The organism is Nonomuraea sp. NPDC050202 (genome assembly GCF_040656115.1).
Classification (GTDB): Bacteria; Actinomycetota; Actinomycetes; order Streptosporangiales; family Streptosporangiaceae; genus Nonomuraea.
In genome coordinates, this window is the sequence record NZ_JBFALF010000021.1 from 170,691 (window position 1) to 196,185 (window position 25,495).

Here is a 25,495-nt window from a genome sequence, read left to right on the forward strand (position 1 = left end):
TGGGTGAGAGAATCGGAGAATCATGGCTGCTACCTCCGCGCGGACGCTCAAGCTGCTGTCAATCTTCGGGATCGGCGCGACGCTGACCGCCGAGGAACTCGCCACCCGGCTCGGATCGTCAGTAAGAACCGTGCGTCGCGATATCGACACGCTCCGGGACCTCGGGTACGAGATCGAGGCCGTCCGCGGAGCCGGTGGAGGATATCGGCTCGGCCGCGCCAGCAGCTTGCCGCCGGTCGTCTTCGACGAGGACCAGGCCGTCGCCACGGCCGTCGCGCTCCAAACGGTGCCGGCGGTCCTGTCCGGCATCCGCGAGAACGCGGCCCGAGCTCTCGCCACGCTGCACCAGGCGATGCCCGCGCGCAGCCGCCTGCACGCCGAAGCGTTCACCGTCCTTTCGGCCCGCAACTACTGGGAGTTCCCCGCGCCACCGATCGACGCCGAGATCGTCCGCGCCGTTGGCAGCGCGATCAACCGGCAGCACCTCGTTCGCGTGGACTACACCGGCGACGGCGAACCCGTAACACTCACGCTGGAGCCGCACGACCTCGTGGTCTGGGCCGCCCGCTGGTACCTGGTCGCCTTCGACCCGGATGCGGACCGATGGCGCGCGATGCGCGTGGACCGCATCCGACCCCACATGCCCACGCACACCCCCTTCGACCGGCGTGACATCCCGCACGGCGATCCCGCCGCCTTCGTCATGACCGCGCACGACCGCGGAGACGCCGCCGCCGAATGGCCCTGCCGCGGCTCAGCCGTCCTCGCGCTGCCCGCCTCCACCGTCGCCCGGTTCGCCCCTGGCGGCTCAACAGTCGCGTACAAGAGCGAGACCACATGCCGGCTCACACTCGGGGCATGGTCATGGCCAGGACTGGCAGGGCTGCTCCTCACCTTCGACGCCGACATCACAGACATCGAACCGGCCGAACTCAGACAAGCCTTGCACTCCCTGCGCACCCGAATCGGCAAGGCACTGCGACCTGACTGACCTCACCGGTGACCTGCACATCTGGCGTCCGCGTCCCAATCAGCCGCTGACCTGACTGACCAACCAACCGGTCTTCTCGGCATCCCCCATTCTGAATGGACGCATGCTACCGAGGAAGATCGCGCGCACCTCCCTCACGAGACGACTCGTCAGGGAGACAGGCGTGAAGGGGTGAGCTGGTGTTCCGTAAGGGGATCCTCAACCGGAACACCAGCCCCCGGGAACCCTGGCTCGGGCCACGCCGAGTCCAACGCGGCGGCGGCCGTGCGAGACCCGACGCCGTGCTTGCGTAGTAGCGCACGGTTCGGCAGACCCGACCGGGCATCGCCGCCGGATCGCGGCGAACAGTTCCACCCCTGCTGGTCTTGTCCAATGGCTGTTGGACAAGACCCATTGGCTGCGTCAGCGGCGGTTCTCGGCTGTCCTGAGTGAGGCCTTCACCGTGTTGGTTCTCCCTTCAGCGAGGGTGATGGTGGTGGCGAGCAATGCCAGGACGGCAGCGGGAACGCCGAGCACGGTGGCCGACAGCCAGTCTTGAGCCAGACCGCCAAGTCCACCACCCATCGCAACTCCGAGGTAGATAGCCGAGGAGTTGAGGCCAAGGAGGACCGGTGCCGAGGCGGGTGCAAGGGTCACCAGCCGGTGTTGCTGCACGACGGAGACCATCCCGTCGGTTGTGCCCCAGATCGCGGCCCATACGCACGCGACAACCAGGTGGCTGACTGCGAGTGGGCTGATCGCGAGCAGCACAGTGCCGCCGGCTAGTGCTGCGAGCGCGATCCCGCGTCCCGGAAGGTTGTCGGCGAGATGGCCGGCGAGGAAGTTGCCGACCAGGACCCCGACGCCCCAGACGAACAGGATCATGGTCATGGCCTGGGGAAAGGATCCGGCCGTGGCGCCCGCGGTCACGGCTCCGATGTAGGTGTAGACGGTGTAGTGTCCGGCCATCACCAGCAGGGTCACGACCAGAATGGTGAACACCTTGGGCTGGCGCAGCGGTGCCAGGCGGGCCGTCAGGCTTGTCGCCGGGAGCATGACCTTGGGCAACGCTACCGAGATGCCGATCGCGGCGACGACGCCCAGGGCCGCGACGGCCCAGAGCGTGAGACGCCAGTCGACGCCGCCGATCAAGTTGCCGAGGGGCATGCCCAGCGCGGTTGACAAGGTCAGCCCACCGATGACCAGCGCCATGGCACGCCCCCGCCGTTCGGCAGGCGTGATCGCGACAGCCGCGCTCGACGCGGTGGCCGTGATCGTGGCCGCCCCGACCGCGGTGAGAATCCGGGCCAGCCACGCCAGCAGGTAGGTCGGGCTGAGCGCGGTCACGACGTTGCCGACGACGAACACGATCAGCGCCAGCTGCAAGGCCTTGCGACGATCCAGTGGGCTCAACAGCCAACCCAGCACCGGCGCAGCGACAGCCAGCGTCAGCGCGAACACGGTCACCAGCTGGCCAGCGGCCGGCAGACCCACCTCAAGGTCGGCGGCAATGGCCGGCAGGAGACCGGCTATCACGAACGCGTCGGTGCCGACCGCGAAGGCGGCCAACGCCAGCGGAAGCAGCGGCCTGGGGAGGTGGCCGGACCCCTTCGGCGCTGACCCGGCGGTCTCGGTGCGAGTCAATCCTGGTCTCCGGCCTGCTGGGACAGGCTGAACTCCACGCCCTGATCATCCTTGCAGTGGGCGTAGGCACCAGACGGGATGGTGACCGGATCTTCTGCCGTGCCACCGAGTTCGCGCACCCGGGCGACAGCGGCGGCGATGTCGTCGACGGCGAAGAAGATGCGCGGGTGCCGTGACGAATCATCGTGCGACGCTCCGCCCATGGGCTCGGGTCCCTGGATCATCGAGTAACCGGGGAAGTTGCCCTCATAGAACGTCCAAGCGAACAGCGAGCCCCAGAACCGCTGGGTTGCTTCGATGTCCCTGCTCGGCAGCTCAAAGTAGGTGACCTGTCCAGTCATTGCCGATCCCTTCTGTATGTCAGTCCTTCTGACATACAGAACTATGTCATACTCCTGACATGACGCAAGAAGAGGCCGTGGGCGACCTTGACCAGTCGGTGGGCTACGTCCTCAAGCAGGTGCAAGCCTCACTGCACACCGCGATGGACGAAGTGCTGCGTCCACTGGGTCTCACCGTTGCCCAATACGCATGCCTCGAACTGCTCGGCCAGCATCCGGGACTGTCCAACTCCGAACTCGCCCGCCGCGCCTTCGTCACGCGCCAATCGATGAACGTCGTCCTTCGCCGGCTACAAGAGCGGGGCCTGCTCACCCGGCCTGCTCACGCCGCTCATGGACGGGCACTGCCAACCGAACTCACGCGAGCCGGACAATCGACGCTGCGCGAGGCCAGCGTCGCCGTGCGCGCCGTCGAACGGCAGATCTTCGCGCCGTTGTCGCAGGAGCGGCAGCGCCGGCTACGCGAGGACCTCGCCTCCTGCGCAGCCTCTGCGGTTCCGGATCAGCCCGTCACACAGCCCTGAGAACCAGATCCTCACGCACCCGGTGTCGAAACTCGCCGATACGCCCCGCCCCGGATCTCGGGCGGTGTCGAAGTGATCGGCATTCGGTGTCGTACGGCACCGGCACAGCCAACCAGGTCCCTCGCCGCCGCGTGAGACGGCGGCGTCTCCACCGTGACCAAGTTCGACCACTTCGCCCGCAACATGGCCGAGGCCAACGAGATCCTCACCGGCCTGCCCAGCGCTCCCTCCGCCGGTCATATCAGCCGCTACCGACACCTTGTCTGGCGTCGCCCCACACCGATCGACAAGACCATCGAGATCGAACCCTTCCAGCCCGCCGCAAGGTGGCCTTGCTACGCCGCCTCGGCCAGGGTAGAGAAGTCGATCTCGGGCAGGTCGGGGTCGAAATCGTCGGGGCGCAACCGCAGCACGTCGGTGGCGTACAGACCGAACCGGCTGATGTGCGCGGTCAGGTAGGGCGACAGCTGGGCGACGTCCTCGGCGCTGAGCTGCCAGCCCTCGGCAAGGAGCTGGCGCATCACCTCCATCATGTCCAGCGCCGTATGGAAGATCACGCAGTCGGCCAGGAGAGAGTTGAATTTGATCATCTTCTCCTGCTCGGCCGGGCCGTTGTCGGCGATGACGCCGTCGTTGCCGAAGCGCAGCCAGGCGGAGAACCCGTTGACCCCCTCGACTTGTTGGTGACCGCGGTCATACGCCTGCGCAGCGCGGGGTCGGCGAGGAAGCGCAGCAGCGCCACGGTGCGCACACTACGGCCGACCTCCCGGAACGCCTTGTAGATCTCGTTCTCGCGGGAGTGGGAGCCGAGCCGGCGCAGCAGGGTGACGGAGTTGAGTTTGCCTTCGCGGATGGAGATCGCCACCCGCATGAGGTCGGGCCACATCTTCTCCACCAGGTCCCAGTCGATAACGTTGCGGTTGCCGCTTTCGCTGCGGAACAAGGCGTCGATGTGGTGGTAGGTAACCTTTCGGCGTGCTGGAAGAAAGTCAGGGCCTCCAGTTGCGGATGCGCGGCATCAGATCGAACCCGAACAGGTGCGCGAGGATGAAGACGGGGAAGGACTGGCCCTGGGTGTCGGCGTGCACGGTCTTGGGCTGGACCTCGGAGGCGCTGGCGAGCAGCCCGTCGATGATGTAGATCGCCTCCCACGCCCCACAGGGCACAAATCGCGAAAACAGGCCAATATAGTTATCCCGATACATAATGGTAGGCAATGCCACCAAAGCCCCCATATCGGATCGAGGTCTCGGCCAGCAGGTTGTCGATGTAGGTGTCGACCTGGGTACCGTCGGTTCCCACGCTGCCGCCATCCCCCCGTGCCTTGACCACGTCCAGCTGGGCGAAGGCGTTGACCACGTCGGTGATCGCCTTGTTCAGCTTGGCCACGGTGACGTGCCGGTTCTTGGCCAGCGAGATCTCGTGCGCGGTGAGGCCCTCGATGTGCCGGGCCGCCTCGGCCGGGCCCATGTTCGACCCGCACGCGAACGTCGTCAGCACGTAGCGGTCCTGCGGCTTCTTCAGCTTCGGGTCATGGCCCGAGGCGGGCTCGAAGTGCCGGTGCCAGCCCAGCCAGTACGCGGTGCGCGAGACGATCTCGATCAGCGTGCGCTCGGGCATCCTCGCCTTGATCTCCGCCCCCAGCTTGGCCGCGGTCGCGGTGGTGCCGACGCCGGCCAGCCGCTTGAGCGTCGGGGTGCCGTCCTTGGCGAACGTCAGGTCCTCGTTGTCGGCGTAGCCGGCGTCCAGGTGCTCGGCGGCCTGGCGGTGGCGCTCCTTCAGCTCGGCCACGAACTCAGCCGCGTTTGCCGGTAGGCCCGCCTCGGCGCAGTAGGCCGCCAGCAGAGGCCGGCACTGATCGAAACTCAGCAGGTGCGAGCTCCAGTCGCCGTACTCCGCCGCCCCTACCACCGCGATGTCCCCGGTGCGCAATTCCTCGGCCAGATAGGCGAACACCATCGCCTCGAAGTGTCGTTTGACCAGCATGCCCGGATGCTTGCGGTCCCGGATCGCGCGCAGCCAGTTGGCCGAGGCGAACCCCAGATCCAGCAGACGGCCATCGGCGTGGCGAGCGGGGATGAAATCCCGGGTCTTGCCCCAGTAGGTCAGGGCGTGCTCCTGAGCCTCCAGCACGCTGTGGTCGGCCGAGGTCGCCTTGAACCTCAGCACGCCGGCCAGGGCGAGCATGGTGGACCGGTCGGCCTTGAAGAGCTGCTGGATGAGCAGCTCGTGGTTGTCGTGCTGGTAGGCCGTCACCTCCTCGATGTCGGCCAGCTGCGCGCTCGCCCCGCCGGCCCGCTCCACCACCTGGCGGACCGGCCCCATCCCCGCCACCTGCATCCGGACCGCCCTGACCAGCGCCTCGACCGCGGCCTCCGGACCGGCCCGCTGACCCGGTTGCGTGGCGTCCACGCCCGCCTCCCGGCCCGCATCGCCACCGGCCCCGCTGGTGGCCTCGGTGCCCGCATCCTCGCCTGCGCCACCACTGGAGCCGGTCAGCAGGGTCAGGGCCATCATCACCATCCGCGCGGCCGCGGCTTCGGCCGCCTCCACCGGCCCGCCCGGCAGCAGGCCCTGCAGCACGCCCCGGTAGGGGACGATCAAGCTCTCCACCACCTGCCGCTGCCGCTGATGGATCTCCTCCAGTTTGGCCTTGGCCTTCTTGTTCGTAGCCGCCATCCGCTTGCACAACATCTCCGTGAGATCATCACGCGAGCGTCAGACAAGCCTCCTCGGCGTCGTCTAGGGCTGCTTCTTGGATCTGCTGACCGATCGTGGCGAGGAGGTCACGATTGGTGTATGGGTCGAGGTGACTTACGAACGCTGAGGGGGAACGGCTCGAGCCGGCTGACCGGCTCACCCCGCTGTTCTGGACCCACGTCCGCCCATACGGCACGGTCCGCCTGGACCTTGGAGCACGCCTGGCGATCGGCACGACCGTCGACCCCTCAGGCGACAAGATGTGACCCGCGTGGAGCCTGGAGCCGGAGCCCAAGGATTCACTTCCTGCGGTTGCGGGTTGAAAGGTGGCCTGTAGCGGGGGCGACGGCCCTTGGCCGTGTAGGCCGGCCTGCGGGAATCCGGCCGGCCGGCGCCCGGCGTGGCGCGGGGGTGTCCCTGTGTCACCCCGGCGCCACGCCGGGCCGCCGCAGCTCTGAAGCCGCTGCACCTCGCCTTTCGATGCCCGTGGCAGGGACGCCGCCTCCTTGTACGGTCGAGTTCAGGCAGGTGCAACGACCTCTGCCTCGCAGGCGAAGCACATCAGTGTGTGCTCCACCACGTCGCCCTGCTCGAACCGCTGACCCGACTCGACGGTGTACTCGTCGCACTCAGGGCACGTCCAAGGGCCGGGCTCGCCCTGCTTCGCCGAACGGATGATGTGATTCCACTCATCGTCACTCATGCCGGGATCCTACGGCTCTCCGGGGCGTCGGCTGAGGCTGAGATGCAGTTGGAAGCGCGGTTCCCTCGGCGGGAGGACGTGCCCCGGCTCGCCTGTTCGCTGCCTACGACCGGTCTGACCGGACCATCAAGAACCATCGAGCGCAAATCCGGGAGTTCCACGGCTTCCGTGAGCCGACGGTAGGCGATGAGGACAAGCTCGCAGACTAGGAGCTGTTTCTAAGCTTGACGTTTAACCCTTTCCTGTTCTGGTGCTCGGTGAGCGTTTCGGCGCGTTTGGTGGTCTTGCCCACGTCGTGGTGACGGACAGGAGCCCGGTTCTTCGAGCCCGGAGGCCTGCCGGGACCGGGCTGGGTGGGTTTCGGTGCACCGGCAGGTAGGGGCAGGCGCGGGCTGAGGTGCCGAAAGCCTCGCCGGACGCGAGCGGGGGCCAGCCGTTCGAGTGGAGCAGGCCGTTCCCATGGGCGGCGCAGGTCAGGTGCAAGCGTCCGGGCGAGCCGAAGCTGGGCGTAGGCGATGATGATCAGCCAGGTCCAGCGGTCGGCGGACCGCGGATCGCGGGTCGCGGGTCGCGGGTCGCGGGTCGCGGATTTTCGGGGCGGTCCAGCCCAGGGTCTGTTTCCACATCCGGAATGTGTGCTCAAGATCGAATCTGCGGAGGAATGCCGGCCAGAGCCGGTCCAGGTGGGCTGGGGTGATGGCAACCGCCGAGGTCCACAGCCACACCGGCTTGGGGTCGCGTTCGCCGGGCAACTGCTCGACCTGCAGCCGGATCAGCGTGTCGTCGATGATGGGCAGCGCGCCGTCGTGGTCGAGCCGGGCGGCGCGTCGGGTGAGCCGGTGGTGCAATCGGTCCCAGCAGGAGGCGACGGCGTTGCCGTACCGGCTGGTGGCGGTGGCTGTGGTGTGGGCGGATTCACCCCAGGTTGTCTCGTCCTTCATCCGGAACTCGGCCCCGTGCAGGGGCGGGCGACCACCGCCGGGATGAGCCAGCGCGTGCTCGCGGCGAGAGGGAGCCGGGCGGCTCAGCACTCGATCGGAGCGCAGGCGGCCCAGCACCTCCACCGGCAGGCCATCCAGCAGGAAGGCCAGGCGGGCGGTGTCGTAGCCGGCGTCGAACACTTCCGATCTAGTAGATGCGCTGGGAAGGGCATGCACTTTGAGCGACGATCAGTCCTACTCGCCTGAGGTTCCGTTCGAAAGGATCAAGGTCCGTGTCAGCGCCGTGGTGTTCTGCGGCAACGAGGTAGCACTTCTGCGCAGGGACCGTCCCAGCAACATCCACTTGTTCACCACAATCGGTGGGAACGTTTTCTCTGGTGAGCCGCTCGATGCCGCCCTCTCCCGGGAGCTGGAAGAAGAGCTCGCCCTCGCTTTGGGCGTTGGAACGGAGCCCGAACTGCTGTGGTTGATGGATGTGAGGGTAACGCGGCCGGGAAACACACCTTCTCCGCGCAAGCTCCACCTGATCTATCGCCTCCACGTCAGCGCGGACGTTCGCCGTGCTCTCGCCACTCACGAGTTCGACAAACTCGCCGAGGGCGGCCACGAGGTTGGTTATGTGCAGTGGATCGACTACCGGCAGGCGGCGGGCCTGCCGTTGTTCCCACCCATGGGAGCGGCATTCGCCCGGCTGGCCAGTCCGACCGCGAGACCGAGCACTGTCGAGCTGCCTGCGGTAACGGACAACGAGTACTCCTGGATCTGATGCAACCCGCCTTAAGCCAGCGGCTCCGGCAAACGATCACTTGGCGCCCTGCACCGCCCACCGATAGCGCCATCACCGAAGTGCGGAAGCGTGGGGGACACTAACATGTCGCCACGGCGGATTAGTGTGCGAACCGTGAGCGATGTGATCGATAGCCACCGTGAGCGCGTGCGCGCCGCCGACCCTCTCGTCGCCGTCGCGGATCTCGGCGAAGACCTGATCGAGACCGCGAACGCCGTCGGCGCCCCCTCGGTGACCAGAGCCGACCCCGACGCCCCGTCAGTGCACTGGGGCCCGCTGACCACCTACTCCCTCCACGCCAGAGTCGCCGGCGACAATCCCGCGGACGCCCTCGGCGGCCTCCTCGACCGCTGGATCTCGACCCTCGGCACCGAGCCGGGTTCCGGGCTCGTGGTGAACTGGCCGAGCCGGGATGCCGCACCCTTGGCGGCACTGGTGAGGCGAGGGTTCGCGCCGCGCTCCGTGCTCGGCGTCCGCGTCTCCCCCGCTTCAGCGGGCGGGCACCCGTCCCCTGGTGTACGACGGGCCGCGGCGGACGATCTGGATGCCATGTGCCGGCTGTATCTGGAGCTGGTCGACTACGAGGCACAGTTCGGCTGGTTCTCGGTGCTGCCCTCGACGCCCGCCGCGGCCCGGGCCGAGCTCGAGGAAAAGCTCACCCGTGACGACGGCTGGTGCTGGCTGGCCGAGTCGAACGGTGCGGTCGCCGGCATGCTCGCGCTCCATCACCCCAACCACGCGGGCTGGATCGCGCCCGCCGTGCAGAAGCCTCCGCCCGTGGCGTACGTGGGCTCCTTGTACGCGCGTCCGGTCAGCAGGGGCCGCGGCCTCGGCGCCGCGCTGGCCGCCCACGCCCATGCCGAGGCAGCGGCGGCGGGTGTCGAGACCATACTGGTGCACTACGCGGCCCCGAACCCGCTGTCCGTCCCCTTCTGGTCCCGCCAGGGCTACCGTCCGCTCGTCACGACCTGGGGACGGTTCGCTTAGCGTACGGATCAGGAGGCCTTATCGAGGATCAGCTACTGTTTCCGTCGCCGCGAAGGTGGGAGCGAGGCAACGTGCCGGCGCATCGACACACCGGCCACGAGTCCAGGTAAGTCGTAGGGGCCGTGCCCGATCACGGGCCCCTCGAGAAGGCGTTCATGGCGGGCCGTGCAGCGCCCCCGCGTGGTCCACCGTGGCGGGAGATGGCCACGCGCAGTACGGCTGGTACGTGGCCAACGCCACGATCGGCGGCGTCGCCGAGCTGAACGCGATCTGGCACGCGCTGGCCCGCTACCGTTGTCGGCTTCCGCGATGGTTACCTGGTGATCCGCTTCGACGACGATCCCAACGGCCGTGTCCTGTGCCACCCGAACGCCCGCATCACCTCCTCCACCCTTGCTGCCGCCCGAGCAGGCCGGCATGGTAGGGGGTAGACCTCAGACTCCTTCTGGACCTGTTTGACCGGTGGAAGAGCTGACGACCCTGGACCAAGTCGGTTTGATCCGATAAGGCCCAAGGGCCGCCGCTTAACCCACGGGAGGCGTTCCGCCCCGACCATGCCAGTGGTCGGATCACGGCGGGCCACTCCTTCAATTGGGCGGTGGGACGCCGACGAATCTTCCATCGACCCCGAGCGACCAAGTTATTCGTACCGTACACGGGCGACTACGACGGTGCGCTTGAAACGCGAGTTGCCCGCTTTATGACCGAGAAGTGAACTCCTCAAAGATCATTCGACGGTGAAACCGCTGGCCGGAGCAGACGGCAGCTCGCACGGACGGCTGAGCCTTGGTAGTGGGTGAACTGCTGGGTTCCTTCCCAGCAATCCGCCCACGTGTCACCGGTCAGATGGTGGCGGCGTCGATGACGAACCGGTAGCGGACGTCGGACTTCAGTATCCGCTCGTAGGCGTCGTTGATGTCGTCGGCGCTGATGACCTCGGTCTCGGACGCGATTGCGTGCTCGGCGCAGAAGTCGAGCATCTCCTGGGTCTCGCGGATGCTCCCGATCGAGGATCCGGCCCAGCTGCGGCGAGAGGGGATGAGGGCGAAGGCCGGGACCTCGAGCGGCTCCGCCGGGGCTCCCACGTTCACCAGGGTCCCGTCGACCTTGAGGAGGCTGAGGAAGGCGCCCATGTCGATCTTCGCCGAGACGGTGTTGACGATGAGGTCGAAGGAGTTGGCGAGCTGCGTGAAGGTCTGCGGGTCTGCCGTGGCGTAGTGAGCCGTCGCGCCGAAGCGCAGCGAGTCCTCCTTCTTGGAGGTCGTCTGCGAGAGCACGGTGACCTCGGCGCCGAGGGCTGCCGCGATCTTCACGCCCATGTGGCCGAGACCGCCGAGGCCGACGATGGCGACCTTCTTGCCCGGACCCGCCTGCCAGTGGCGCAGCGGCGAGTAGAGCGAGACGCCGGCGCACAGCAGCGGCGCGGCCTTGTCGAATGCGAGGTTCTCCGGCACGCGGACGACGAAGTCCTCGGTGACGACGATGGCCTGCGAGTAGCCGCCCTGGGTGATGGTGCCGTCCACGGGGTCGATGCCGTTGTACGTCATGGTGGCGCCCTTGGCGCAGTACTGCTCGTCGCCGCGCCGGCAGTACTCGCATTCGCCGCACGAGTTGATCATGCAGCGAGTACATCCGCGACCGCACTGGAGGGCCAGGAATCGGCCCGGCGGCGCCGCAAGAGCATCGGCGGCGCGGCCGTGGTCGACGAGGTCATGCTGTCGATGGCCCGGCACCTACGCGAGCAGACCCTCAGCCTGCGCGACATCGCCGCCCGCCTGGTCATCACCACGGGCAAGCGCAAAGGCCGCCATCCCTCAGCGGCCACCGTGCTGCGCATGCGATCTTTACGAGGGAGGTCGCTCCGCTGAGGACGGCGAGCAGGCGCGTCCGAGTTCCCTGGGCTGACGGTGCGCTCCAGCTCGGCAGGCGACCCGTGGCGGACCGCAGCGCTCGGCACGCGTTCGGGGCCCGCGCTGGTCGCGGCGTACGCCTCCGCACCGCTCCCTGCCGGCGGCTGGGTAGCGGCCGACCTGATCGACGCCTGGAGCGACACCGTCCCGTCAGCCCGCCAGACCACCACGGCGGTGTTCGACTTCAACGGCCCAGCGGCCCGGGCGCAACAGGCCGTCCTGCTCGCCGTGCCGGCCGACCTGGCCCAGGGGTGCGGAGCCCGCCTCGATCCACACGAACTCGTGGAGATCCTGGTGGAGACCAGGGAGCTGGCCCATGCCAGAGCGGCGGGTCCCGCCGCAGCTGGCCCCTTCCCGGCGACCGTCCCGACCGCGACCTTTCCCGCCGCAGGCAAGTCCGCCGTACGGCTCGACGGCGGCGCCGGCTTCCCCAAGTGAGGAGACCGCAGCCTTGAAGGCGACCCGAGGCGTCCCGGTCTCGCCGCCGGGTTCGCCGCCGGGTTCGCCGCCGCCGTGCACGATCCCGCCTGGTTCCTGGCCCGGCAGTGGCAGCGATGGGAGCATCAGGCCGAGAACGCCACGACCCGGGTGAAGGTCGCGCTGAGGGCCGTGCACACCCGCGTGGAGCCCACGCCGAGCCGGCCCGCCAGGACCGGCCGAGGTCCCCGTGGAGGCGATCGTGGAGTCCGAGCCGGACGACTGGTGGACCATGGGCCACCGGATCCGGGTCGGCGCGACCGTGGCGCAGCGAGCGGGCCTGGACCGCGACCGCCGACGCGGCGTACCTGCTGGCCGGGCCGCCGCCACCCGACGAGGAACTGGAGCGGGGCGCGCCCCGCCGTACGACAGGCTTGCGGGAGACTTCGACGGGCTGGCGCTCAGGCGCGACCGCGCGTCCCTGCCCAGCGGGGTCTTCGAGGGGCTCGGCGTCCCGGAGCCGCACGCGGGCTACTGGCGGCCGGACGAGCTGGCATACCGCGCGGTCTTCCCGCTCGCGGGCGGCGGGAGCATCCGTCTCACCCGGCACCCCGGCGGGCGGGTGGACCGGTTCTGGGTGGACGGGCCCGCCGCGGGCGACGACGGGTTCGCGGCGAGCGGGAAGCCGGTGAAGATGGAGGTGTACCCGACGCCGCGCCAGTATCCCGGCGCGCCGCACAGCCGCTGGTGCCAGATCGAGGACGCCGCCGTGGACATCGGCGGCTACCCGCCGGACGCCGCACACTTCGCCACCACGCTACTGATCGACCTGATCGCCTCGCACAGCGACGACTGGTTCGTCTTCCCCGCGGATGCCCGCATCGGCCACGTCCTGACGCTCACGAGGGTGACCGTCACCGACGGCTTCGGCCAGGTGTACGACCTCGAGCCGCCGTGCCGGCTGGTCGTTGTTCCGCACGACAGGGCTCGACGAACACTCGCTCGTCGTGCTGGCGCTCGCGGCCGCCCCTGCCGAGGGCGCGCCGGACGAGGAGGTCCTGCTCGGCTCGACGAGGCGAGCAACCTGCTGTGGGCGGTGGAGCGCCGGGCGGCTGGCCGGCCTCACCGCGGCCGAGCCGCGGCTGCTGCCCGCGCCCGGCGCGGAGGTGCTGCGGACCGATCCCGCCGTGCACGAGATCGCCCCGGCGGCCGTTCCGTCCATCGGCGTCACCCTGGAACGCCGGTATGTCCTGGCCCGCGACACGGCCGGTCGGCCGGTGCTCTGGCGGCAGCGACGCCGCGCGCCGCTCCTGAATCCGCCGTCCGGACCCTGCGCTTCGATGTCTGTCCGGCGTCTTCGATCCGTGAGCGGGCGACGTGGACTTTACGCGGCGGCGCGCGGCTTCGCGAGGTGTCAGAGTTCGACGGACTGGCCGTGGCGGAAGACGTTGCCTGGGTCCCAGCGCCGCTTGGCGCGTTGCAACCGGGGGTAGTTGGCGCCGTAGTAGAGGGTGAACCAGGGCACTCCGGAGGTGTTCCACGCGGAGTCGTTGAGATCGGTGTCCGGATAGTTGATGTAACACCCGTCGGTGACCTCATTCGGCACGGGGACCCCGCCGTGATACATGTTCCGGTACAGCGTGCGGATCCACCGGAGGTGGTCGGTGCCGTCCTGATCCGCCGGCCAGTAGATCTGGTGCTGCAGCTTCATGATGGAGTCCCGCTGCACCACGGCGGTGTCGTCGGGCTTCAGCCGGTTGACGGCGGAACCGTAGGAGTCGATTTGCACCACCGCCTCGCGCCTGGTCCCCCTGTCCTCCGTCAGGCTTCGCCAGAGCGCGGTGACCTGCTCCGCGGGAAGTGCCTTGCGCATGTAGGCCGACTTGTGCTTGCCGCATTTGGCGTTGTGCGGGGCGCTGACCTTTTCCGTGACGGTCCAGGGCACCGCGAGGAGTTCCTCACGAACCCGGCCGAAGGTCGCATGCTCTCCGAGCACCTCGCCGGCGGCGAAGACCGGATGCTCTCCGATCGCCACGGTCAGCGGGTGCAACTCCCTTCCGACGCCCTGGTTGATCTCACGCTCGAAGTTCCTGATCAGCTCGCGGGCGTTCGGGACGCCGGAGTCGATCTGCGCCATCAAGCCGATCTGAGGCTGGCTGGCATGGTTCAGCGTGAGGATGCCGAACAGCGCGGCGTACTCGTCGCCCGGGCCGCCCTGGTGCTCCTCGAAGAAGGCGCCGAAGTTGCCGACGATGCACCGGAACCGGTCCTCGTCGATCTCTTCCCATCTCCAGCCGCCCATGGCGGAAAGCACGCTCCTGGGCGCCTGGGGCAGGTCGCGGAACCACATGCGGGTGACGATGCCGAAGTTGCCCCCGCCGCCTCCCGTGTGCGCCCACCACAGGTCCTTGAGATCGGGATCGTCGTCGTCCCTGGTGGCGGTGACCAACTCCACCGTGCCCGTCCTGTCGACCACGGCGACCTCCACCGCGTACAGGTAGTCGACGGTGAGCCCGTGCTGCCGCGACAGCAGGCCGAAGCCGCCACCGGTCACGTGCCCGCCGAGCGCGACCGTGGACCATGAGCCGCCGGGCAGCGTCTTGCCGGTTCTCTGATACATCTTCTTGTAGAACTGGCCGAGGGTGAGGCCGGCCTCCATGCAGAAGGCCCCCATGCCGTCGTCGACGTGGGCGCCGTCCATCAGCGACAGATCGATGATCACTCGTACGTCGGGGGCGCAGACGAAGTCTTCGTAGCAGTGACCACCGGACCGGATCGTGATGCGCGACCTCTCCGGGGAGGCCGGTTCGTCGAGCGCCTCCTGCAACGCGGTTTTGACCTCGGCACTGCTTCGGGGGAGGCGGATGTAGTCGGGCCGCGCGGCCAGCCATCGTGCGTTGAAGCCACGGCGGAGCACCTCGTAGCGCGGCTCGCCAGGCCCGATCTTGATTCCGCCTCGATGCGCCATCGTCGAGCCTTCCACGTCGGAGTACGGACGGAGTGGCGAGCCCGCCGTTCCCCTGGGCCTGCCGCGAAGTTCGTACCCGACGGGCACACGGCGTAATGCAGCGGCCACACAAAGACAGGACAGCGGGTTGTCAGATCATGCCTGCAGCAGGTGGGCACGGATCGTTGCCGCAGAAGGCCGCCGCTCTTCCCCGCTTACGAAGCCGTCTGACGCCCGGCGGCCGTCGGCCGGTAGGCGTCGTTGACGTCCACGGGGCCGCGCCGCCCGCGGTGCCGCCGCCGGGGATGTAGATCGTGCCGCCCCACCGCGAGGCCTTCCCGAAGAAACCGCCTACCTGATGCGGCCATGCCACTGCGGATGCGCACAAAACACCGACCGCGACTTCCTGCCCGGCCACGACGTCCGCGCTATGCAGGCCCGCGTCCGCGCGCACTTCGACGGCTCCCCGCTGAAGTTCATCCAGTGGGTCGACGCCAACCTGGCCGTCACGTCTCCACCACCGCGGACTCCTCTGCCACGCCACAGCCATCGTTATCTAAGGTTGGAGGACCCTTCCAGCAGGCCAGAGGACGATGATCTCTTCTTTCACGTAGGCCAAGTTGACCGAGCTCAACGAAGGATCGAGTGGGCGGAGAGTGCCCCCTTGGGATCGTCACGAGCAAGTAGTCAGCCGCGGCTGTCGCGCCAGGAGGCCGCCGAGAGGTTCATCAGCCGCGTGAAAGACCCCGCCGGACGTGCCGGACGGGGTTCTGATGTGCGGGTTGGCGGCTTGGTGCGCGTCTTGCCGCTGGAGGTGCGTCGCCGTCGAACGCGGTCAGTCGCTGCTGAGCACGCTGGTGTTCTGGCAGGCGGTCAGGCGCCACTGCCCGTCCTCCTTTGCCATGACGAACAGTGGCGTGCCCACCTCCTCCGTCCCGTCGGGGTTGCGATAGACCTGGCGCACCTTCACGGCTGCGACGTCCGGGCGGATGAACAGCACGTGTTCGACCTCGAACGTGACCGTGGTGTCCTGCATCCCTCCGGGAAGCACCTGGTGCGTGAACGTCGAGATCGCATCACGGCCGAAGAGACGCTTGCCGTGGCCCGTTGTCCAGATCGCGTCAGCTCGGAACAGAGCAACGAATTCCTCAGGGAGCTCGTTGTTCTGGGAGTGCTCAACCGCGGCCACCACCTGTTTGATCGCTTCGATGTCGGTCTGGCTCGTCTGGTCGGCAGTGTTCATTGTGCTCATGACGTGGACGATAGAACCTTAAGTTTGCTTGAGGTCAAGAGCGTCAATCGTGCCAGACAGGGTGGTTGCTGCGCATCCAGATCATCACTTCGGCGACGGCGGCGATGGCCGCCGCGGCGCCGTCACACAGCTCCGTGATGACCTCGGCCCGGTCGGTGGTGAAGTTGATCTGCTGCTTGCTCAGCGACGCCAGCAGCGGGCCGTGCGTGCGGATGCTGCCGTCCGGGAGCCGCAGGAGGCGGGGCAGCAGGCGGGCGGCGCCGCTGTCCCAGTACACCCACTCGATGGTGCCGCCCTTGGAGCGGACGCCGACATGAGGTCAGGTCGTCCAGCCGCGCAGCGCGGCCGGGATCGCCGAGCGGAACGTGAATTCGGCCGTGGCGGCATCCAGGGCCCCGGCCAGTTCGAGCGCCACCAGACCGTGCAGGGTCACCCAGAGGGAGAGCGCGATGGCGGTCGCCTCACCCGAGAGCGCGGCGGCCGACCGGGCGCGGTCTATCGCCTCGATGAGCGGCCTGACGGGATCTGCGGCGCCTACTTCGCCGGACGGGTCGAAGTTCTGCACGCCGCCGAACAACACCGTGTAGAGATGGCGGTGCTCGTGCCCCCATCGCCGGTACGCGACCGCCAGCGCATAGAGGTCGGCGAGAGGGTCGTCGGAGGCCGGCACCGCCGACAGTTCCTGCGACAGCCCGGCGACCGCCCTGTTGCGTACCGCGGCGATCAGCCCGTCCTTGCCGCCGAACAGCGAGTAGACCGCGGCGGTCGCGGTCCCGGCGGCGGCGGCCAGGGCTCGGATGGTGATCGACTCCCGTGGGCGGGTGGCGAACATCTCGGTCGCCGACTCGATGAGGCGGTCCTTCACGGTGTCGTCGTTGATTCTCGGCCTTCCCACGACGACCAGCCTAGCCGAGGTGCTAGGGTTTCCAAACGTCGTTTTGAAACAGCGTTTGGAAACCTTTATGCCTCTCCCCGCTCCCCTCCGCCTCCTCGGCCGTCTGATCCTGGCCCTGCTCGCCATCGTGGGGCTGGCCGGGCTGTTCCTCGCCCTCGTCGTGGTGACGGACGGCGCCCGCTCCGGGCTCGTCGCCTGGCTGACCGTCCTGGAAGCCGGCGTCATCGCCGCCTCATGGCGCGGCCGGGGACGTACCTGGCGGGGCAGGCTGTGGCCCTTCGTCCCGGTGGTCACCGCCGCGGCGCTCGCGGCGTCGGTCTGCGTCCCCACCGTTCCCACGACCCGGCAGTACCCGCCCGACCTGCCCTTCGTCGCGACGGGACACTGGAGCCTGAGCACAGGAAGCCGGGTCGCGGTCTACCACTATCCCCCCGCCGCCGGCGCCGCCCGCCGTCCCACGCCGCTCGTCTACCTACACGGCGGGCCCGTCCGCTCCATCTCCGTGCTCGACCACCGCTTCCTGCGGCTCCTGGCCGGACAGGGCTACGACGTGTACGCCTACGAGCACCCCGGCGGCGGCCGGAGCGACCTGCTGCCCATGGAGCAGTACACAATCTCCAGGTCCGTACGCGACCTCGCCGCCTTCGTCGACCGCCTGGACAAGGGCCCGGCCGACGTCCTCGGATTCTCCGCGGGCGCGATCGTGCTCACCCGGGCCCTGGCCGCTGCGGACACCGCCGCCCGCGTGCACCGGGCGATCATTGCCGAACCCGGCCCCATGGACGGCCCCACCGCACTGATCAGCGGGCAACAAGGCCGACCGTCCGCACGCGGCCTCGCCCCGGCCCCGACCGGACCGCGGGCGACACGCGTCCCCCGGTACGCCGTCGCGCTCGGCCTCATCCGCCTCGGGGCCCTGCCACCCGACACCGGCCTGATCACCCAGGCCGAAGGCGTCAACGCCTTCAAGGCCGCCGATCTCGGCAGCGACACCGCCTCCGCCTACTGCGTGCGCGACGCCGGCCGCATCCCCACCGAGGACACCGCGGAGAACTTCTCCTTCAACGCCGCCGCGAGCCTGCGCATCCAGCAGACGATCAAGGACTCGCCCTCCATCGTGCCCGGGCTGAGCCACTCCCGGACCCCCGCGATGCTGATGATCGCCGAATGCTCCTCACAAGTACGCCAATGGCAGACCAGCATCCTCGCCGCCGACCCCGCCATCGAGCGAACCCAGTACCTGCCCGGCGTCGGACACCGCATGTGGAACGGCCTCGACGACAACAACGAGCGCGCCGCCGCCGTCATCACCGCGTTCCTCCAGCGCCAGCCGCCACCCCTGCCGAACTACCCGACCCGCGCCGGCATCACCGCCTTCCTGGGCGACCACAGGTAAGGCTCGCAGCGGGCAGGTCAGGCGCGGCCGAGCGGCACTACCGGGCTGAACGAGCGGTAGCCGCCGATGAGTCGGTGTCGTGAGTGGTGTCAATGAGGACCTCGAGTTGCATGTCGAGGCGTGCGCGTACCTGGCGGGGCTGCGCGGGCGGGCCGGGCGTTCAACACGGCCCTACATGTGCCCGGAATCTCGTCTGCGCGGCCCTGCTCCGGCCGTACTTCGGTGGCAGCCTGACCAGCCGAAACGCGAACGCTTGTACCTGGTGACGCCAGTCTTACCGACACCCCATCTACTGCGGCAAGCCCTGCCGCCAGGCCGCGCACCGCGCCACCGAGCCCTCCGACCACTTCCCCATCGTGGCCGACCTCGCACTCCCCCACCCCTCGCCCTGACCTCCGTCGCCCGCCGTCTCTCGCGACGGCGGGCGCCGAGCGGTCCGGATCAGATGACGCCGCTCTGCCCGACGCAGCTCGTGACACCGTTCCTACCGGCCAGCTTCACGAAGACCCGATGCGCCATCGGCCGGGTCGCCGAGATCGCCCTGCTGCCGGAGTTGCCCGTGATCACGGTCGCCAGGAACTCGGCGTCCGGAAGGCCGCCCCGATCCTGGACGAGGCTGACCTTGACCGTGGTGGGGCCTCCGGAGGCCGTCCAGTGGACACGGCTGAAGCGGTGCCCAAACGTCGTGTCGATGTAGGTGACGGTCACCTTCAGCTTGTAGGACCCCTTCGAACAGGTCGCGACGAGGGCCTTGGCTGCCGACGTGGTCACCGACGCCGCCGGCGCGGACGCCGACGCGGGCGCGCCCATCATGGCCACGGCCCCCATGGCCCCGACGACGACCGCGGTACGCATGATCTTCATATGGTTCCCTCCGTTGATTTCCCGTCGAGGTGAGACCATACGGAGACGCGGTATGGCGGAGGTATGTCGCCCTTACCGCCGGATCCCGTACCGAATCTCTCTGCGGGCCGATACCGAGGTAGGCCAGGCCAGCACCGTCGGGCAGGGTGAGGCGATGACGCGGTCGCTCGCGGCGCTGACGCACCAGGCGTGTGGTCGAAGGCGAACGGCACGCCCTCGGCCAGCACCATGCCTTCGACGTACAGCAGGTCGCCGTGCGCGTCGGCCATGCGGCCGGCGGTGGCGGAGCAGGTGCCCGGCGGTCCGGCGGCGAACCTGGCCGGCCGCGTCGCCGGGGTGAGCAGGCGGCCCTGGGCCAGGAGCAGCTCGGCCGGGCTGGCGCAGCTCCAGGTGTCGCGCTGCCCGGCATGGGCGGCGCGCCACAGCCCTGTGACGGCGCCAGCCCTGCTGCAGCAGCCGTTGTTCGGTCGTGCTGCTCATGAGGCCTGCTCCTGGACGAGTGCGGTGAGCGCGCGTTCGCGCTCAAGGTCGCGCTGCTCCTGCCCCGCATCAGGGATGCGGGGCGGCATCCGGGTGCAGGCCACGCGGATGCGGTGGCCTGTGTCGGGATTGAGCCGCCAGTTGGCCAGAGCGGGGCTGTCCAGGATGACCTCCCAGCCGTCGAACGGCGCGGAGAGGCAGGCGGTGATGGACCTTTCGACGGTGGTGGCCGTCGTCGGATCGGCCAGGTCGCCGAAATGCGGGGCGAGCGCCTGGACCACCTGGCGGGCGTAGCGGGCGTGGTCGGCGGTGCGCCGGTCGGATGGGCGGATCATGGGCGGCTCCTTGGCGACGGGGGGAGATGAGCGGGCGCCGATGCCAGCGCTGCGGGCGGGGATGACGATGCGGCTCCAGCAGACGGGCCGCGGCCGGGGTTCCCACCTGCGGCGTGCTCGCGCGCACCTGGCCCCCCGGGTCCGGCACGCCTGGCTGCAGCTGCCGGTCGGGCAGCACCTCAATCTCGGGCGGGTCCAGCCGCGCGCCGGTGTACTCGTCGAAGAAGCGGCCACGCACCCACAAGGTCAAATGGCCATCGTCGATGTCCTTGAGCGTACGCCGCAACGCCTCTTCCGCGCGCGGGCCGAACCGGCGAGGTGTCATGACCGCCACCTGCTCGCCGTGGCGTCGGCGCACGCATGGCGCCGATCCCGAGCGGGCAGCCGGGTACCGGTCATTGGCCCTCCACCAGTTCATACAGGCTCCAGCGCCACCCATCGCCACGGTGGCCGGTTTGACCGCGCAGTACCGCGCCGCCGGGCAACTCCAGCTGCCGGCCGAGCAGGCTGCGGTAGAAGGGGTAGACCTGGAAGGTGCGCTCACGGTCCTGCCCGACCCGGTCGGTGACGGCCCACATGGCCATGATGCTCCCGTCCGCACTCACATCCGCCTGTAGGGGCTCCCCCCTCAGAGGGTGTTTTCGAACCGCAAGATCACCAGGATGATCTTCGGGATAGAGGGCTACTAGCGCCCTCCAGCCCGGACGCCCCGGCGGACGATCAGTGCACACCGCGGACGGTGCCGCCGTCCACCCGCAGCGTGGTGCCCGTGACGTAGTCGGCGAGCGGGCCGCTGAGATAGAGGACCGCGGCGGCGATCTCCTCGGGCCGGCCCATCCGGCCGACGTCGTTGGGTACCAGCTCCTCGATCGCGTTGCGCTCGATGTCCGCCCACGTCTCGCCCCAGCCGCGGGCCGGCGCGAGATCGGTCAGGAACTTCTGGACGCTGTCGACCAGGATGGCTCCGGGGGCGACGGTGTTGGCGGTGATGCCGGTGCCCTTCAACTGGCGGGCCAGGGAGACCGTGAGGTTGTGGCGGGCGGCCAGGGTGGCGTTGTAGTGCGGCAGGTCCGCGCCCGGCTGGACGGCGAGCCCGCCGCCAATCTGGATGACCCGGCCCCATTCGCGCTCGTGCATGCGGGGCACCACGCGCAGGATCATGCGCACGGCGGAGACGACGTTGACCTCGTAGGTCTGGCTCCAGTCGGCGGCGGTGGCGTCCTTCCAGCCGCGGTGGGGATAGGCGCCGGCGTTGTTGACCAGGATGTCGATCGGCCCGTCGGCCAGTGCGGCCGCGGCCACGGCGTCGGCACCGTCGTCGGTGGACAGGTCACCGATGGCGGTGCCGGCGCTGCCTCCTGCCGCCCGGATGGCCTCGGCGACGGCCTCGGTACGCGTGCGGTCTCGGCCGTGGACGACGACGGCGGCCCCCTCGACGGCCAGTGCCTTGGCGATGGCCTCGCCGAGGCCGGAGCTGGAGCCGGTGACCAGCGCGCGCTTGCCTGTCAGTTGCAGATCCATCGTGTCCTCACGTCGTGGGTGGAGCCACCCCAAGGCGGCACATGTCTACACCTGTAGACACACTTAAAAGTATACACTCGTAGACATGAGTGAAGCCGCCACACCCAGTACCCCCGCAACTGACCCCGGGCCGGAGGGCAAGCGCCGTCGCGACGCCGGCGCCACCCGGCAGGCCATCCTGGACGCGGCGGTCGCCGCCTTCACCCGGCACGGCTATGACGGCGTGGGGGTGCGCGACATCGCCCAGGGCGCGGGCGTGACCGCGATGCTCATCAACCGCTATTTCGGATCGAAGGAACGCCTGTTCGCGGAGGCGGTGGACGTGGCTTTCGCGCCGCGCACGGTGATCGCGGGCACGGGCGCGGCACTCCCGGGCGAGACCGCGCGGGCCCTGGTGCGGCGGACGGCACCAGAGGCGGAGGAACTCGGGCCGTTCCTGCTCATGCTGAGATCGGCGGCCAGCCCCCAGGCCGCGCAGATCATGCGCGAGGCCATCGGGCGGCACGCCGGTCGGCACCTGACCGAGGAACTGCCCGGCGCGGGAGCCGGGGTCCGGGCGGAGCTGATGCTCTCTCTGCAGGCGGGGGTCTGGCTGATGCGCAGCGTCCTGGGCACGACGGCGCTGACGGAGGCGGCGCCGGAGGAACTCGCCGAGCGGCTCGAGTCACTCTTCGCGGTGCTGGTGGACGCCACCCGCTCCTAGACGAGCAAGAGAAAGTGGCTGATCGTTACGTTCAGTGTTCACCTTGGGCGGCGACACCCCGCACGGATCATCGAAACCGCCCTGGAGGCAAACCCTCATGACCACAGCCACCCGGCGACGTCTCGCCACCCTGGCCCTGACCCTGCTCGCCCTCCCCTCGCCGCCCTTGGCCTGACCACCCCCTGCGCACGCCGACAGCGACGTCTGCTGCCACGCCTATCCGGCACAGGCCGGCGATGCCACCCCAAGGACCTCACTCGCCTGCTCCACCCGCGATTTCCAGGGCATGCGCCCTCGTCGCGCCCTGAGCCGCGCCCGGTCCACCGTCCCGTAGAAGGGGCACGCCACATGCCATGTGGCGTGCCCATTGCGCTGTATGACAACTCGCTACGTGGGCGGTGGTGACGTTCTCGAAAGATCATCTTGCCGATCTTCGGTTCGAAAACACCCTCTCAGCCGGACACGGTGGGGCCGGTCGTCGATCGGGATCTCGACACGATGGACGCCCGCACCGTCCGGCGGGTGTGCGGCGGCCATCAGGCGTCCCCGCCGAGCACGTCATGGGCCCAGAGCGCGAGCAGCAGGCGCACCACCGCCTGGCGGGCGTCGTCGCCCAGCATGAGGTGGCCCAGCGCCCAATGCCAGTTGGCGACGAGATCGCCCCACAGGCCGGCATCGGTGAGGGCAATCACCGCATGCGCGCCGAGCGTCGGCGCGGGAAGCGAGGGGCCGAAGCAGCACCGCGCCCATTCGCGCAGCCGCGGGTGTGTCCCGGCGGCCGCGTCGCGGGCCACGGTGTCCGGCGTCGCATCCGGCGCCAGCGGTGCGGCCTGGTCGATCCCGCCGATCCAGGGCGGCGCTGCGCGCGTGACCTCGGAGGCGGCCTGGGCGCTGGCCTCCAGCAGCGCTGCGGTCAGCACGCGGTGGCCGGCCGACTGGTAGCGCGCGCCGGAGTCGGCGCCGTCGGGCCAGAACCGCACCCGCTCGCCCGGGCGCAGGCCGATGACGTTCTTCCTGGCCAGAAGGGGGGCCACCCGCGGGGCAAGATCGGCCAGGGCGGCTCGTCCCAGCACGTGCACCGCAATGTCCGGGGTCGGCTCCGCCGGCAGCAGGCGGCTGGCCTGGCCGAGGTGCCAGCGCCCAACGCGAACGTGACGGGTGTCGCTGCCCGCAGGGCGCTGCCAGCGCTCCCGGGGGCGGGCGGCGAGGGTGTGCCACTGTGCCGCGGCGTCGGCGTGCACCACCATCTCGTTTGCCGCGCCCCTGATGCTGTCGTTCACGCGTATCCATCGTTATCCAGCCTTGTCAAGCGAACCCGCTGGTCAGATGGTTGAGTGCGTGTCAGGCACGTCAGGCAAGTAGGCTGGAGCCGCCGGTGACACGGGAGGCGGGCCCCCTGTGAACGGACAAAGCCGGTCAGCGTTGCAGTTCGGGCCAGCCGGTGTCGCGAAGGATCTGGCGCCAGCCCGCGATGTCGCCACTGTACTGTTTTCTGTCGAGAAACAGGGCCGGGACGCCGTCGTCCACGACCAGCAGTCGGGCCCACGTGGTCTCCCACACGTTTGTGTTGCGCCAGCCACCGAACACCCGCTTCGCCAGACCCTTGCGCGAGGTGAAACAGCGAGCCATGTGGATCCCGTATCCGAGAGTGCCCTTGCTGTTCTCAACGTTCCAGCCTTCGCCGAAGTACTGCTTGTGGAAACGGTAGAGAACGTTCTCGGATGGCCAGGGCCGCAGTTCTTCTGCGGGCCCGTTCAGGCTGTGCTCGATGGCCACGAAGTACTGCTCGACGCGTGCCGCGCGTCGTCGCTGCCGTCTGTTGAGTTCATCGATGGCCGGAGCCAGGTCTCGGACAGCCGCGGTCAAGATCTTCAGGGTCAGGCTGCGCTCGCGCGACATGCTTCTCCTCCTCGACGCCAGTGGCCAGGGTGAACACGACTGTAGCTGTTGATCTTCGCCTTGGAGGTTTTGTGTAGTGATGCTCTCAGATCAGGAGGCCCAGGGTTTCGGGCGTTTCCCAGGCCGTCAAGTGACGCTCAGGATCGGGTTCCTGGTGCGCGAACTGGTTGATCAGGTCGGCGAGGGCTTGCCTGGCCTGCTCGGACAACTCCTGCAGGAGGACGGCCACCGGTTCGATCACCTGCATCGTCGCTGCGGGCGTGATGGCGCCGTCGGCGCTGAGGTCCAGCCTGATGACGACCTCGGTGATGGCCTTGGCGAGGATGCGTTCGAGCGGGGTCATATTGGAGGGCTCCTTGGCTGATCGTTGGGCTTGTGGTGCGTTCTGGAGGACGGCCGAGATGGCGCGGGCGGCCGTGGTCAGCCTGCTGCCGGTTCGGCGAGCCTGGCTTCATGTAGCGGGGACAAAGGTCCGGCGCCGGGCGGAATCACGCCGAGCGGGGTCGGCTGAGGGCATGAACCACTCAAGACGATCGCCGCGGTTGGCCGGCGCGAACGCGGCCGCGTCGGCTCGTCCACCAGCCACCGCAGCATCACCATCAGCTGCGCCAGGCTCGGGTTCGACCAGTCCAGGCCGTAGCCCCGGCAGTACGACAAGTAACGCGGCGCTCTTCCTGCTTGGCCCGCCGTTTGTCCAGCTCGGCGGCGAGTTCGGCGCGGCTGATGGCGTCGTCGGCGACCAGTACCCGCATCAGCTCCTCGTGGTGCGGGCTGTGGTTGACCTCGCTGACGTAGTCGATGACCTGTTCGCTCTGGCGCTCAACCGGGTCCATGACCTCGCTGAGGGAGGGGGCCGTGCCCAGCACCGTCTGGTAGGTGGCGTGGGTGACCCGGTCGACCCCGGCCGCCTGGGCGTCGGCGATCAGGCGCAGCAGTTTGGCGAAGCCGCCGTCGGCGGGGCGCCCGCCGATGGTCCGGGTGCCCTCGCGCAGAACGGAGCAGGAGACGAACACGCCGCAGCCGGCCAGGTGCTCGCGCAGCGCCGGGGTGACCGCCCGGGCGATGGCCCGCCATCGTCTGGCGGTGCTCACCGACAGGCCGACCCGCTCGCAGAATTCGCCGAGAGCATCAGCGCCCTCGGCCCAGTCGCCGGCCAGGATGTCGCCGATGGCGAGCTGGTTCATCCGGCAGTCGATCATCAGGCGGCGGCATTCTTGAACGTCCTGCTCGGCGAAACCCATGCGACACCTCTTCGCGGAAACCCGGACCGACGAGCACG

28 protein-coding genes and 1 pseudogene are annotated in these 25,495 nt (G+C 69.0%); 8 read left to right on the forward strand and 21 right to left on the reverse strand.

Annotation, left to right across the window (positions count from 1 at the left end):
* The first annotated feature begins 22 nt into the window (after positions 1-22).
* Positions 23-991, forward strand: a complete 969-nt coding sequence (locus AB0I79_RS40535) for a WYL domain-containing protein (RefSeq protein ID WP_357885124.1) — start codon at positions 23-25, stop codon at positions 989-991.
* A gap of 402 nt (positions 992-1,393) precedes the next feature.
* On the opposite strand, the gene AB0I79_RS40540 is transcribed toward AB0I79_RS40535, so the two are convergent.
* On the reverse strand, positions 1,394-2,539 hold the full coding sequence (locus tag AB0I79_RS40540; protein ID WP_357885126.1) for an MFS transporter: 1,146 nt from the start codon (positions 2,537-2,539) through the stop codon (positions 1,394-1,396).
* A gap of 71 nt (positions 2,540-2,610) precedes the next feature.
* Positions 2,611-2,955, reverse strand: a complete 345-nt coding sequence (locus tag AB0I79_RS40545) for a VOC family protein (RefSeq protein WP_357885128.1) — start codon at positions 2,953-2,955, stop codon at positions 2,611-2,613.
* Between the two features lie 59 nt (positions 2,956-3,014).
* Here AB0I79_RS40545 and AB0I79_RS40550 point away from each other — a divergent pair, with 59 nt between their 5' ends.
* Positions 3,015-3,479, forward strand: coding sequence for a MarR family transcriptional regulator (locus AB0I79_RS40550; RefSeq protein WP_357885130.1), 465 nt, complete (start codon positions 3,015-3,017; stop codon positions 3,477-3,479).
* Positions 3,480-3,814: 335 nt separating this feature from the next.
* Here the strand turns inward: AB0I79_RS40550 and AB0I79_RS40555 are convergent.
* From AB0I79_RS40555 to AB0I79_RS40575, 5 genes and pseudogenes are all read right to left on the reverse strand, one after another.
* Positions 3,815-4,422 (reverse strand): annotated as a pseudogene (locus AB0I79_RS40555) (Tn3 family transposase).
* Between the two features lie 46 nt (positions 4,423-4,468).
* Positions 4,469-4,645, reverse strand: a complete 177-nt coding sequence (locus AB0I79_RS40560; RefSeq protein WP_357885132.1) for a Tn3 family transposase — start codon at positions 4,643-4,645, stop codon at positions 4,469-4,471.
* 25 nt (positions 4,646-4,670) lie between these two features.
* Positions 4,671-6,158, reverse strand: a complete 1,488-nt coding sequence (locus AB0I79_RS40565) for a Tn3 family transposase (protein WP_357885134.1) — start codon at positions 6,156-6,158, stop codon at positions 4,671-4,673.
* Positions 6,159-6,699: 541 nt separating this feature from the next.
* Positions 6,700-6,882, reverse strand: a complete 183-nt coding sequence (locus tag AB0I79_RS40570; protein WP_357885136.1) for a hypothetical protein — start codon at positions 6,880-6,882, stop codon at positions 6,700-6,702.
* A gap of 473 nt (positions 6,883-7,355) precedes the next feature.
* Positions 7,356-8,003 carry a transposase gene (locus tag AB0I79_RS40575; protein WP_357885138.1) on the reverse strand — a complete coding sequence of 216 codons (648 nt, stop codon included), beginning with the start codon at positions 8,001-8,003 and terminating at the stop codon, positions 7,356-7,358.
* A 37-nt stretch (positions 8,004-8,040) separates the two neighbouring features.
* Here AB0I79_RS40575 and AB0I79_RS40580 point away from each other — a divergent pair, with 37 nt between their 5' ends.
* Both AB0I79_RS40580 and AB0I79_RS40585 read left to right on the forward strand, forming a co-directional pair.
* On the forward strand, positions 8,041-8,589 hold the full coding sequence (locus tag AB0I79_RS40580) for an NUDIX domain-containing protein (RefSeq protein WP_357885140.1): 549 nt from the start codon (positions 8,041-8,043) through the stop codon (positions 8,587-8,589).
* Positions 8,590-8,724: 135 nt separating this feature from the next.
* Complete coding sequence (locus AB0I79_RS40585; RefSeq protein WP_357885142.1) at positions 8,725-9,597, forward strand: GNAT family N-acetyltransferase; 873 nt, start codon at positions 8,725-8,727, stop codon at positions 9,595-9,597.
* An 842-nt stretch (positions 9,598-10,439) separates the two neighbouring features.
* Here AB0I79_RS40585 and AB0I79_RS40590 read toward each other — a convergent pair.
* Complete coding sequence (locus AB0I79_RS40590) at positions 10,440-11,216, reverse strand: NAD(P)-dependent alcohol dehydrogenase (RefSeq protein ID WP_357885144.1); 777 nt, start codon at positions 11,214-11,216, stop codon at positions 10,440-10,442.
* Positions 11,217-11,294: 78 nt separating this feature from the next.
* Here AB0I79_RS40590 and AB0I79_RS40595 point away from each other — a divergent pair, with 78 nt between their 5' ends.
* Together AB0I79_RS40595 and AB0I79_RS40600 are read left to right on the forward strand one after the other, a co-directional pair.
* Positions 11,295-11,465, forward strand: a complete 171-nt coding sequence (locus AB0I79_RS40595; protein WP_357885146.1) for a hypothetical protein — start codon at positions 11,295-11,297, stop codon at positions 11,463-11,465.
* Positions 11,466-11,504: 39 nt separating this feature from the next.
* Positions 11,505-11,945 (forward strand): hypothetical protein, encoded by a 441-nt coding sequence (locus tag AB0I79_RS40600; RefSeq protein WP_357885148.1) that lies wholly within the window; start codon positions 11,505-11,507, stop codon positions 11,943-11,945.
* 510 nt (positions 11,946-12,455) lie between these two features.
* Here the strand turns inward: AB0I79_RS40600 and AB0I79_RS40605 are convergent.
* The 5 genes from AB0I79_RS40605 to AB0I79_RS40625 all read right to left on the reverse strand — a co-directional run bounded on the left by AB0I79_RS40605 (position 12,456) and on the right by AB0I79_RS40625 (position 17,018).
* Complete coding sequence (locus AB0I79_RS40605; protein ID WP_357885150.1) at positions 12,456-12,701, reverse strand: hypothetical protein; 246 nt, start codon at positions 12,699-12,701, stop codon at positions 12,456-12,458.
* Positions 12,702-13,338: 637 nt separating this feature from the next.
* Positions 13,339-14,892: a BBE domain-containing protein gene (locus AB0I79_RS40610; RefSeq protein ID WP_357885152.1), complete on the reverse strand. Its 1,554-nt coding sequence runs from the start codon at positions 14,890-14,892 to the stop codon at positions 13,339-13,341.
* 814 nt (positions 14,893-15,706) lie between these two features.
* On the reverse strand, positions 15,707-16,123 hold the full coding sequence (locus tag AB0I79_RS40615) for an SgcJ/EcaC family oxidoreductase (protein ID WP_357885154.1): 417 nt from the start codon (positions 16,121-16,123) through the stop codon (positions 15,707-15,709).
* A 43-nt stretch (positions 16,124-16,166) separates the two neighbouring features.
* Positions 16,167-16,400: a hypothetical protein gene (locus AB0I79_RS40620; RefSeq protein ID WP_357885156.1), complete on the reverse strand. Its 234-nt coding sequence runs from the start codon at positions 16,398-16,400 to the stop codon at positions 16,167-16,169.
* A gap of 42 nt (positions 16,401-16,442) precedes the next feature.
* Positions 16,443-17,018, reverse strand: coding sequence for a TetR/AcrR family transcriptional regulator (locus AB0I79_RS40625; protein WP_357885158.1), 576 nt, complete (start codon positions 17,016-17,018; stop codon positions 16,443-16,445).
* Positions 17,019-17,085: 67 nt separating this feature from the next.
* Between AB0I79_RS40625 and AB0I79_RS40630 the strand changes: the two genes are divergently transcribed.
* Complete coding sequence (locus tag AB0I79_RS40630; RefSeq protein WP_357885160.1) at positions 17,086-18,414, forward strand: alpha/beta fold hydrolase; 1,329 nt, start codon at positions 17,086-17,088, stop codon at positions 18,412-18,414.
* A 441-nt stretch (positions 18,415-18,855) separates the two neighbouring features.
* On the opposite strand, the gene AB0I79_RS40635 is transcribed toward AB0I79_RS40630, so the two are convergent.
* From AB0I79_RS40635 to AB0I79_RS40650, 4 genes are all read right to left on the reverse strand, one after another.
* Entirely contained in the window at positions 18,856-19,278 is a 423-nt protein-coding gene (locus tag AB0I79_RS40635; protein ID WP_357885162.1) for a hypothetical protein, read from the reverse strand.
* A 476-nt stretch (positions 19,279-19,754) separates the two neighbouring features.
* On the reverse strand, positions 19,755-20,093 hold the full coding sequence (locus AB0I79_RS40640) for a hypothetical protein (protein WP_357885164.1): 339 nt from the start codon (positions 20,091-20,093) through the stop codon (positions 19,755-19,757).
* A 395-nt stretch (positions 20,094-20,488) separates the two neighbouring features.
* A complete protein-coding gene (locus AB0I79_RS40645; RefSeq protein ID WP_357885166.1) occupies positions 20,489-20,677 on the reverse strand; it encodes a hypothetical protein in 189 nt (62 codons plus the stop codon).
* A 136-nt stretch (positions 20,678-20,813) separates the two neighbouring features.
* Positions 20,814-21,614, reverse strand: coding sequence for an SDR family NAD(P)-dependent oxidoreductase (locus tag AB0I79_RS40650; protein ID WP_357885168.1), 801 nt, complete (start codon positions 21,612-21,614; stop codon positions 20,814-20,816).
* Between the two features lie 85 nt (positions 21,615-21,699).
* Between AB0I79_RS40650 and AB0I79_RS40655 the strand changes: the two genes are divergently transcribed.
* Positions 21,700-22,317 carry a TetR family transcriptional regulator gene (locus AB0I79_RS40655; protein WP_357885170.1) on the forward strand — a complete coding sequence of 206 codons (618 nt, stop codon included), beginning with the start codon at positions 21,700-21,702 and terminating at the stop codon, positions 22,315-22,317.
* Positions 22,318-22,853: 536 nt separating this feature from the next.
* Here AB0I79_RS40655 and AB0I79_RS40660 read toward each other — a convergent pair.
* From AB0I79_RS40660 to AB0I79_RS40675, 4 genes are all read right to left on the reverse strand, one after another.
* On the reverse strand, positions 22,854-23,597 hold the full coding sequence (locus tag AB0I79_RS40660) for a hypothetical protein (protein ID WP_357885172.1): 744 nt from the start codon (positions 23,595-23,597) through the stop codon (positions 22,854-22,856).
* 136 nt (positions 23,598-23,733) lie between these two features.
* A complete protein-coding gene (locus tag AB0I79_RS40665; protein WP_357885174.1) occupies positions 23,734-24,216 on the reverse strand; it encodes a hypothetical protein in 483 nt (160 codons plus the stop codon).
* 85 nt (positions 24,217-24,301) lie between these two features.
* A complete protein-coding gene (locus AB0I79_RS40670; RefSeq protein WP_357885176.1) occupies positions 24,302-24,559 on the reverse strand; it encodes a hypothetical protein in 258 nt (85 codons plus the stop codon).
* 256 nt (positions 24,560-24,815) lie between these two features.
* Positions 24,816-25,457 (reverse strand): hypothetical protein, encoded by a 642-nt coding sequence (locus AB0I79_RS40675; RefSeq protein WP_357885178.1) that lies wholly within the window; start codon positions 25,455-25,457, stop codon positions 24,816-24,818.
* Between the last annotated feature and the right edge of the window lie 38 nt (positions 25,458-25,495).

What these genes read in the sequence shown, in the direction of transcription:
- AB0I79_RS40535 (WP_357885124.1), top strand. Translation starts at nt 23, where the DNA reads ATGGCTGCTACCTCCGCGCGGACGCTCAAGCTGCTGTCAATCTTCGGG.
- AB0I79_RS40545 (WP_357885128.1), bottom strand. Translation starts at nt 2,955, where the DNA reads ATGACTGGACAGGTCACCTACTTTGAGCTGCCGAGCAGGGACATCGAA.
- AB0I79_RS40550 (WP_357885130.1), top strand. Translation starts at nt 3,015, where the DNA reads ATGACGCAAGAAGAGGCCGTGGGCGACCTTGACCAGTCGGTGGGCTAC.
- AB0I79_RS40565 (WP_357885134.1), bottom strand. Translation starts at nt 6,158, where the DNA reads ATGGCGGCTACGAACAAGAAGGCCAAGGCCAAACTGGAGGAGATCCAT.
- AB0I79_RS40570 (WP_357885136.1), bottom strand. Translation starts at nt 6,882, where the DNA reads ATGAGTGACGATGAGTGGAATCACATCATCCGTTCGGCGAAGCAGGGC.
- AB0I79_RS40590 (WP_357885144.1), bottom strand. Translation starts at nt 11,216, where the DNA reads ATGATCAACTCGTGCGGCGAATGCGAGTACTGCCGGCGCGGCGACGAG.
- AB0I79_RS40605 (WP_357885150.1), bottom strand. Translation starts at nt 12,701, where the DNA reads ATGTCCACGGCGGCGTCCTCGATCTGGCACCAGCGGCTGTGCGGCGCG.
- AB0I79_RS40610 (WP_357885152.1), bottom strand. Translation starts at nt 14,892, where the DNA reads ATGGCGCATCGAGGCGGAATCAAGATCGGGCCTGGCGAGCCGCGCTAC.
- AB0I79_RS40615 (WP_357885154.1), bottom strand. Translation starts at nt 16,123, where the DNA reads ATGAGCACAATGAACACTGCCGACCAGACGAGCCAGACCGACATCGAA.
- AB0I79_RS40630 (WP_357885160.1), top strand. Translation starts at nt 17,086, where the DNA reads ATGCCTCTCCCCGCTCCCCTCCGCCTCCTCGGCCGTCTGATCCTGGCC.
- AB0I79_RS40635 (WP_357885162.1), bottom strand. Translation starts at nt 19,278, where the DNA reads ATGAAGATCATGCGTACCGCGGTCGTCGTCGGGGCCATGGGGGCCGTG.
- AB0I79_RS40640 (WP_357885164.1), bottom strand. Translation starts at nt 20,093, where the DNA reads ATGATCCGCCCATCCGACCGGCGCACCGCCGACCACGCCCGCTACGCC.
- AB0I79_RS40645 (WP_357885166.1), bottom strand. Translation starts at nt 20,677, where the DNA reads ATGGCCATGTGGGCCGTCACCGACCGGGTCGGGCAGGACCGTGAGCGC.
- AB0I79_RS40650 (WP_357885168.1), bottom strand. Translation starts at nt 21,614, where the DNA reads ATGGATCTGCAACTGACAGGCAAGCGCGCGCTGGTCACCGGCTCCAGC.
- AB0I79_RS40655 (WP_357885170.1), top strand. Translation starts at nt 21,700, where the DNA reads ATGAGTGAAGCCGCCACACCCAGTACCCCCGCAACTGACCCCGGGCCG.
- AB0I79_RS40665 (WP_357885174.1), bottom strand. Translation starts at nt 24,216, where the DNA reads ATGTCGCGCGAGCGCAGCCTGACCCTGAAGATCTTGACCGCGGCTGTC.
- AB0I79_RS40670 (WP_357885176.1), bottom strand. Translation starts at nt 24,559, where the DNA reads ATGACCCCGCTCGAACGCATCCTCGCCAAGGCCATCACCGAGGTCGTC.
- AB0I79_RS40675 (WP_357885178.1), bottom strand. Translation starts at nt 25,457, where the DNA reads ATGGGTTTCGCCGAGCAGGACGTTCAAGAATGCCGCCGCCTGATGATC.